5 protein-coding genes, 2 tRNA genes and 2 rRNA genes are annotated in these 8,787 nt (G+C 42.0%); 4 read left to right on the plus strand and 5 right to left on the minus strand.

Annotated features, from left to right (window positions below):
* The first annotated feature begins 11 nt into the window (after positions 1-11).
* Both PMAL9190_RS14395 and ubiK read left to right on the plus strand, forming a co-directional pair.
* The gene (locus PMAL9190_RS14395) at positions 12-3,089 is read left to right on the plus strand and encodes a multidrug efflux RND transporter permease subunit (protein ID WP_087845793.1); all 3,078 of its coding nucleotides are present in this window, start codon (positions 12-14) and stop codon (positions 3,087-3,089) included.
* 105 nt (positions 3,090-3,194) lie between these two features.
* A complete protein-coding gene (gene ubiK, locus PMAL9190_RS14400) occupies positions 3,195-3,461 on the plus strand; it encodes a ubiquinone biosynthesis accessory factor UbiK (protein ID WP_065168011.1) in 267 nt (88 codons plus the stop codon).
* A gap of 72 nt (positions 3,462-3,533) precedes the next feature.
* Here ubiK and ilvC read toward each other — a convergent pair whose 3' ends face one another.
* Complete coding sequence (gene ilvC, locus PMAL9190_RS14405) at positions 3,534-5,018, minus strand: ketol-acid reductoisomerase (protein WP_087845794.1); 1,485 nt, start codon at positions 5,016-5,018, stop codon at positions 3,534-3,536.
* Positions 5,019-5,154: 136 nt separating this feature from the next.
* Here ilvC and ilvY point away from each other — a divergent pair, with 136 nt between their 5' ends.
* Both ilvY and PMAL9190_RS14415 read left to right on the plus strand, forming a co-directional pair.
* Positions 5,155-6,024, plus strand: a complete 870-nt coding sequence (ilvY, locus tag PMAL9190_RS14410; protein WP_087845803.1) for an HTH-type transcriptional activator IlvY — start codon at positions 5,155-5,157, stop codon at positions 6,022-6,024.
* Positions 6,025-6,082: 58 nt separating this feature from the next.
* On the plus strand, positions 6,083-7,288 hold the full coding sequence (locus PMAL9190_RS14415) for an NAD(P)-binding domain-containing protein (protein ID WP_087845795.1): 1,206 nt from the start codon (positions 6,083-6,085) through the stop codon (positions 7,286-7,288).
* 911 nt (positions 7,289-8,199) lie between these two features.
* On the opposite strand, the gene PMAL9190_RS14420 is transcribed toward PMAL9190_RS14415, so the two are convergent.
* From PMAL9190_RS14420 to PMAL9190_RS14435, 4 genes are all read right to left on the minus strand, one after another.
* Positions 8,200-8,276, minus strand: a tRNA-Trp gene (locus PMAL9190_RS14420).
* A gap of 37 nt (positions 8,277-8,313) precedes the next feature.
* Positions 8,314-8,390: transfer RNA gene (locus PMAL9190_RS14425), tRNA-Asp, on the minus strand.
* 64 nt (positions 8,391-8,454) lie between these two features.
* Positions 8,455-8,570: ribosomal RNA gene (rrf, locus tag PMAL9190_RS14430) — 5S ribosomal RNA — on the minus strand.
* Between the two features lie 136 nt (positions 8,571-8,706).
* Positions 8,707-8,787, minus strand: a 23S ribosomal RNA gene (locus PMAL9190_RS14435); the annotation flags it as partial.

Raw genomic sequence — 8,787 nt, forward strand, 5'->3', positions numbered from 1 at the left:
GAACGCTCAGGATGCGCTTTACTGATATATTCATCAGACGCCCGGTACTAGCAATTTCGATCAGTTTAATGATCGCATTGCTAGGTCTACAGGCGATTTTCAAAATGCAGGTTCGGCAATATCCGGACATGACTAACACTGTAGTAACCGTCAGTACGGCTTACTACGGGGCTAGTGCTGATCTTATTCAAGGGTTTATCACTCAACCACTCGAACAAGCCATTGCTCAGGCCGATAATATCGACTACATCACCGCCCAAAGTACTATGGGTATGTCGACCATTACTGTGCAAATGAAATTGAACACCAATCCAAATGCTGCTTTGGCGGATATCCTTGCCAAAGTAAACTCGGTACGGGCTCAATTACCTAAAGAAACGCAAGATCCAACTATCGCCCTTTCTACAGGTGGCGGTACTGGCGTGCTCTACCTTGGTTTCACCAGTAAAACACTAAACTCAAGCCAAATCACCGACTACATCGAACGAGTAGTAAAACCACAGCTATTTACGGTAGGTGGTGTGGCAAAAGTAGACATGTATGGGGGTGTACCTTTTGCACTGCGTGTGTGGCTTGATCCACAAAAAATGGCAGCATTTAACTTATCTGCCAGTGATGTAACTCAAGTACTACAAGCTAACAACTACCAATCAGCTGTCGGTCAAACCAACAATGATTTCGTGCTTTACAACGGTAGTGCTAACACTCAATCAAATAGCCCTGAGTCACTAGAGAAACTGGTTGTATCAAGTGATAACGGTCAAGTGATCCGTTTAGGTGACATTGCCAAGGTAACCTTATCGCGTAGCAGCGATAGCTACCGTGCAACCGCCAATGGTCAAGAAGCGGTTGTTGGTGCGATTGAAGCGGCACCAAGTGCTAACCCAATCAATATCGCTAAAGATGTTATCAACCTACTACCAACCATTGAACGTAACATGCCAAGCACCATCAAAATGACGGTGATGTATGACTCAACAATTGCGATTAATGATTCTATTCATGAGGTTATTAAAACCATTCTTGAAGCGGCATTAATTGTATTAGTCGTTATTGCATTGTTCATCGGTTCACTACGTTCAGTCATTATTCCAATCATTACGATTCCATTATCGTTGATTGGTGTCGCGCTGGTGATGCAACTGTTTGGTTTCTCATGGAACCTCATGACACTGCTGGCTCTGGTATTGGCTATCGGCCTAGTGGTCGATGATGCTATCGTGGTACTAGAAAACGTTGAACGGCATATTAAGTTGGGGCAAACGCCATTTAGAGCTGCCATTATTGGTACCCGTGAAATTGCAGTACCTGTTATTTCAATGACCATTGCATTAGGTGCGGTATATGCGCCGATTGCACTAATGGGCGGTTTAACTGGTTCATTATTTAAAGAGTTTGCGTTAACCCTTGCTGGTGCGGTATTTATTTCAGGAATCATTGCCTTAACATTATCACCCGTAATGTGTGCAACCTTCCTTAAACAAAATGAAGCACCAAATAAATTTGAATTAATGGTTCACGGTTTTCTTGATCGTTTAACATTACGCTATGAGAAAATGCTAAGTGGCATCATGCACATGCGTTCAGTAGTGATCGTATTTGCAGTATGTGCTTGTGTAAGCTTGCCGTTCCTATTTAAGTTTATTCCAAGTGAACTTGCTCCAGCAGAAGACAATGGCGTGGTTGTGTTTATGGGTACCGCCCCTGCCAACGCAAACCTTGATTTTATTGAAGATACAATGAATCAAGTTAATAAGGTCCTAACTGATCAGAAAAGCGTGCAATATGCGCAAATTTTCTCAGGTATTCCATCTGCTAACCAAGCGTTTGGTCTTGCTACATTGAAACCATGGAGCCAACGCGATCAAAGCCAAACTGAAGTTGCGAATGAAGTAACGAAAAAGATTAAAGATATTCCACAAATGGCCGTCACTGCTTTCCAAATGCCAAGCCTTCCAGGCGCAGGTTCAGGTTTACCAGTGCAGTTTGTTATCACCACGCCTAACAACTTTAAGAGCCTCTACCAAGTAGCTTCTGAAATGTTGGCGAAGGTTAAAGATAACCCAATGTTCGTCTACTCAGATTTAGACTTGAAGTATGATTCTGCGACGATGAACATTAATATCGATAAAGATAAAGCCGGTGCTTATGGCGTTACCATGCAAGCAATTGGTAATACATTAAGTACAATGTTAGCCGGTGGTGATATTAACCGTGTTGATATCTTAGGTCGTTCTTACAAAGTGATTCCACAAGTTGAGCGTAAAGATCGTTTTAATCCTAAAGATTTAAACAATTACTACGTCAAAACCAATAGTGGTGATCTAATTCCACTGGGTAGCTTAGTGACGATTAAAGTCACACCTGCGCCACCAACATTACCAAGCTTTAACCAACAAAATGCGGCAACCATCGGCGCAGTATTAGCCCCTGGTACCTCAATCGGTGAAGCGGTAAATTGGTTAAATACTGAATCAGCAAAAGTATTACCAAAAGGCTACGGTCATGACTACTTAGGTGAAAGCCGTCAGTACGTTACGGAAGGTAATGCGCTATACGCTACCTTTGGTCTAGCATTGGCAGTTATTTTCTTGGTACTTGCGATTCAATTTGAATCATTACGCGATCCATTGGTGATTCTCGTATCGGTACCATTAGCAATTTGTGGTGCGCTGATTGCCCTCGCATGGGGTGCAACAACACTCAATATTTACTCGCAAATAGGTTTGATAACCCTCATAGGCTTGATAACCAAACACGGTATATTGATTTGTGAAGTTGCCAAAGAAGAACAGCTTTACCATGGTAAGAACCGCATGGATGCTGTTATGGAAGCCGCGAAGATCCGTCTTCGTCCCATCCTAATGACAACATGTGCGATGATTGCAGGTCTAATACCACTGCTATACGCATCCGGTGCTGGCGCAGCATCACGCTTCAGTATTGGTATTGTTATCGTAGCCGGTTTATCTATCGGTACGTTATTTACTTTGTTTGTATTGCCAGTTATTTATACGTTCTTGGCAAGTGAACATAAGCCATTACCGGTATTTGTTGAAGAAGATGATGGTTTAGACAACCACTTCTAATTAAGCTACGAAAAAAAGGGCGCTGAATCATCAGCGCCCTTTTCTTTTCACTACAGCGCCGATTACAATAACTCACAACGATTTTCGCAACGGAGTAAGCGGATCATGTTTGATTCAAAGAAACTTGAACAAGTAGCTAAACAAATTCAAGATGCAATGCCAAAGCCGGTTAAAGATCTTGGTAATGACGTTGAACAAAAAGTACGTCAAGTGATCCAATCACAACTTGGTAAATTGGATGTTGTCACTCGTGAAGAGTTTGACGTTCAAACCCAAGTATTATTACGCACTCGCCAAAAGCTGACTGAACTTGAGCAAAAACTAGCAGCATTTGAAGCTAAGCTTAATACTGATGACAATAATAATGCTTAACTCGCTGTTATAGCATCGACAAAAAAGCCCAGTCAAAAACTGGGCTTTTTTTAATGAGTCTTTATATTGAAGTTAACCACCAACAGCAATGTGCTTCATGTCTTTCATGTAGCCACGTAATTGCTTACCAATTACTTCAACAGGGTGATTACGTAATGCTTCATTGACCTCAATTAACTTTTGATTATCAACAAAGTTAGTTGTTGCAGCTAACCCTTTACCAATCACATCTGTATTAACGGTTGCCATAAAGTGATCACGTAATAGTGGCGTCGCCACATTAGCAAATAAGTAGTTACCGTACTCAGCGGTATCAGAAATAACCACGTTCATTTCATACAGACGCTTACGGGCAACAGTATTGGCAATCAAAGGCAGTTCATGTAATGACTCATAATACGCCGACTCATCGATAATGCCAGATGCGGTCATTGCTTCAAAAGCTAACTCAACCCCTGCACGTACCATTGCTACCATCAAAATGCCATTATCAAAGTATTCTTGCTCAGAAATTTGAAGGCTAGATTCAGGATAATTCTCAAACAGCGTTTCAGCCGTTTCACCACGCCAGCCCAATAACTCAGCATCATCGTTAGCCCAATCAGCCATCATCGTACTTGAGAAGTGACCAGAAATAATGTCATCCATATGTTTATTATATAGCGGACGCATAAGATCTTTTAGTTGCTCCGATAAATCAAATGCAGCAACCTTTGCAGGGTTTGAAAGACGATCCATCATATGAGTAACACCGCCAAACTTAAGCGCTTCAGTTATCGTTTCCCAACCAAATTGAAGTAATTTACCTGCATATTCTGGTGCAATACCATCAGCCAGCATTTTTTCATAACAAACAATTGAGCCTGCTTGTAGCATGCCACATAAAATAGTTTGTTCACCCATCAAATCAGACTTCACTTCAGCCACAAACGATGACTCAAGCACACCTGCACGATGCCCCCCTGTTGCCGCAGCCCATGCTTTAGCAATTTCAAGACCATCAGCTTGTGGATCGTTTTCAGGGTGGACCGCAATCAAGGTTGGTACACCAAAACCACGTTTGTATTCTTCACGCACTTCCGTGCCTGGACACTTAGGTGCAACCATTACGACAGTTAAATCTTTACGGATTTGCATGCCTTCTTCAACGATATTAAAACCGTGAGAGTAACCCAATGCCGCACCTTGCTTCATCAGTGGCATCACCGTTTCAACCACATTGGTGTGTTGTTTATCTGGTGTCAAATTTACCACCAAATCAGCATTCGGAATCAGTTGTTCATAGCTACCCACTTCAAACCCATTATCACGCGCATTTTTAAATGATGGACGTTGCTCATCAATAGCAGCTTGACGCAGCGCATAAGCAACATTGAGTCCTGAGTCACGCATATTAAGGCCTTGGTTAAGACCTTGTGCACCACATCCGACAATAACAACTTTTTTACCCTTAAGGTAATCCGCTTCTGTCGCAAATTCAGCACGATCCATAAAACGACAACGGCCCAGTTGATCTAACTGCTGGCGTAAATTTAAGGTATTGAAATAATTAGCCATAACAACAAACTCCGTGAAAAATATTAATCCTTGGTTCGATATTTATTTATCGAATAGATTGATAGTAGATCAAGTAACTTGTTGCGCAAAGTGATATATTCACAACAATCAATTGCAAAAAATGCAACATAAGCCAATGAACATTAAAAACTTGCAACTTTTTCTTCACCTCAGTGATTCGCTAAGTTTTCATCACACAGCACAATCAATGCACATCAGTCCATCGGCCCTCAGTCGTGTTATTCAACGTCTAGAGCAAGAGTTAGGACAAAGCTTATTCAATCGCGATAATCGCCATGTTGAGCTTACTATGGCAGGGAAAAAACTCATTCCTGTCGCGTCCACGATTGTTGCTAACTGGCTATCACTAAAAACGGAATTACACAGTGATAACTCTATACTTCAAGGAAAGTTAAAAATATTTTGCTCCGTCACCGCAAGTTATACCCATTTACCTGCAATATTAACTACTTTTCGCCAACGTTATCCGCAAATAGAAATTCAGTTATTAACCGGAGACTCTGCACTCGCGATTGATAAAGTGCTGACTGATGAAGTAGATGTCGCTATTACTGCCAAACCAGAACAACTTTCAACTAAATTAACTTATATAGAATTAGATCATATTCCAATGTCAGTGATCTCGCCTACTATTGCGCCGCCAACGATTCAACAGCTATTAGATCAAGGCCCTAACTGGCAAGCGCTGCCTTTTGTTCTTGCAGAATCAGGTCCTGCAAGATCGCGGGCTAATACCTGGTTTAAACAAAAAAAGATTTCACCACCTATTTATGCGCAAATTTCTGGCCATGAAGCCATTGTCAGTATGGTTGCTTTAGGCTGTGGTATTGGGATTGCACCTGATGTTGTTATCAATAACAGCCCAATGAGTGATAAAGTGCAGCGTTTTCCTGCTGAGTTGATTGCACCATTAAGTTTAGGTCTTTGTTGTAAACAATCACGCCATCAAGAAAATGTATTAAAAGCATTACTTCAATTATTTTAACATTGTTATATCAATGCCTTGCCTCCGCTAATTTATTGCATTGAAAAAGGAAATTTTCATGACACACGCAATTTTAACGCATTCATACTGTTCAGATTTTTATGCTGAACACGGCTACCAATTTTTAAAAAAAGTCGCTCAAGATTTTCCAGTCCCACCCAATCTGGTGATCTTTTCAGTGATGCACTGCTATGAAGGCTCTTTACCGTACATTAATGTGTTAGCACAAATAGCCCATCCGTTAGTTTTCATTCCTAAAAATGCCACAGCAGATGCCAATCCAGAGCTATTACAAACTATCAATCAAATAACTAACTGTAACGTCGTCAATCCTAGCTACAACAAAGAGTCATTACGCGATCCTATTCATTGTGAAGCGCTTATTCGTCAATACATCACTCCCGATAGCCCTTTTTTAATCCTTGATCATGGTGGCTACTTTGCCAATGCCTGTGAGCATTTATGCCGTGTATTTCAGCAACAATTAGTCGGTATAACTGAATTAACAGCCAATGGCTTATACAAGTATTGTAATAAGAATATCGAAAAGCCTTTAGTTACCGTATCTCATTTAAGTATTAAGACACCAGCAGACACAGAAGCCTCCGAATGCATTGTTCATTATTCTGATCAAATATTGCGAGAAGAGTTTGGATTAAAAATTAATAATGCTGGTTTTTTAAGAGTTGGTGTTATTGGAGCAGGCAACCTTGGACGTGGAATAATCAAACATCTACAAAACAAAGATATTTGTAATCTTCACATTTTTGACCAAGATCCTCGCCGACTAACGCAATTTCCACGAGATGGTGTCCATGTTTGTTCACTTGAACATCTAGTACAGCAATGCAATATGGTATTTTGTTGTACAGGTAACGGCGCATTAAATGCAGAGGTATTTGACCATTTAACCCAACCTCTTTTCATTACCACAGTAACTTCTGCCGATGACGAACTTAGGCTGCCAGAATTAATCAGTCAGGGTGTATTAACCGAGGTTAGTTGCAACCAATTAGTCAAAGAATACCAAACCCGTAATGGTATTTGTGTTTACCTGCTTGCTGGCGGCGAATCTGCTAATACCCCCTTTAAAACAGGGATGGGTGATCCTACGCTGTATTTGTTTGAAGCTGCACATATGATGGCAGGGTTACTATTACTTAATCACCCACACCAATTTACTGATGGTATTCAAGCATTATCTGATGACGATGAAATAATGATCGCCCAGCAATGGCTAACACATTTCTATAATTATAAGTAAATTAATCACACTCAAAAAACGCCCCAATAGATATTGGGGCGTTTTTATATATGGAGCAGCTCTTCTTAGTGTCTCGAATCCGCTGCTCTGCCAATTGAAACTACGCCCAATATCCATAAGTATACAGACGTAAAAAAGCCCCGACATTGCTGTCGAGGCTTTCTTGAATATGGCAGGGGTGGAGAGATTCGAACTTCACAACACGCGCTGATTTTTGGTAAGGCGAATCCGCTGCTCTACCAATTGGAGCTACGCCCAATATCCATAAGTATACAGACGTAAAAAAGCCTCACATTGCTGTCGAGGCTTTCTTGAAGATGGCAGGGGTGGAGAGATTCGAACTTCACAACACGCGCTGATTTTTGGTAAGGCGAATCCGCTGCTCTACCAATTGGAGCTACGCCCAATATCCATAAGTATACAGACGTAAAAAAGCCTCACATTGCTGTCGAGGCTTTCTTGAAGATGGCAGGGGTGGAGAGATTCGAACTTCACAACACGCGCTGATTTTTGGTAAGGCGAATCCGCTGCTCTACCAATTGGAGCTACGCCCAATATCCATAAGTATACAGACGTAAAAAAGCCTCACATTGCTGTCGAGGCTTTCTTGAAGATGGCAGGGGTGGAGAGATTCGAACTTCACAACACGCGCTGATTTTTGGTAAGGCGAATCCGCTGCTCTACCAATTGGAGCTACGCCCAATATCCATAAGTATACAGACGTAAAAAAGCCTCACATTGCTGTCGAGGCTTTCTTGAAGATGGCAGGGGTGGAGAGATTCGAACTTCACAACACGCGCTGATTTTTGGTAAGGCGAATCCGCTGCTCTACCAATTGGAGCTACGCCCAATATCCATAAGTATACAGACGTAAAAAAGCCCCGACATTGCTGTCGAGGCTTTCTTGAAGATGGCAGGGGTGGAGAGATTCGAACTCCCAACACGCGGATTTGGAATCCGCTGCTCTGCCAGTTGGAGCTACACCCCTGTAGTTATTTTAAAGACTTAACTGTGTCTAAATAAAGTGGCGGAGCGGACGGGACTCGAACCCGCGACCCCCGGCGTGACAGGCCGGTATTCTAACCAACTGAACTACCGCTCCACACGGAGATAAAACTTTCGTTTTATCCGATATTCGTAGTTCAAAACGAATATCTAAATTTGAAGCCTGGCGATGTCCTACTCTCACATGGGGAGACCCCACACTACCATCGGCGCTATTACGTTTCACTGCTGAGTTCGGCATGGGATCAGGTGGGTCCATAACGCTATGGTCGCCAAGCAAATTTGGTTTATTTATCGCCGCTAGGCAATAAATAGCAATCTGGGAAAATCTAACTAGTTTGTTCTCACACTCATTCAAGCGTTTGTAGAGTCCGTCTCTTCTCTTGTGAGAAGAAAAACCCCTTGGGTGTTGTATGGTTAAGCCTCACGGGCAATTAGTATCAGTTAGCTCAATGCCTCGCAGCACTTACACACCTGACCTATCAACGTTGTAG

Source organism: Photobacterium malacitanum (assembly GCF_900185615.1).
Lineage (GTDB): Bacteria > Pseudomonadota > Gammaproteobacteria > Enterobacterales > Vibrionaceae > Photobacterium > Photobacterium malacitanum.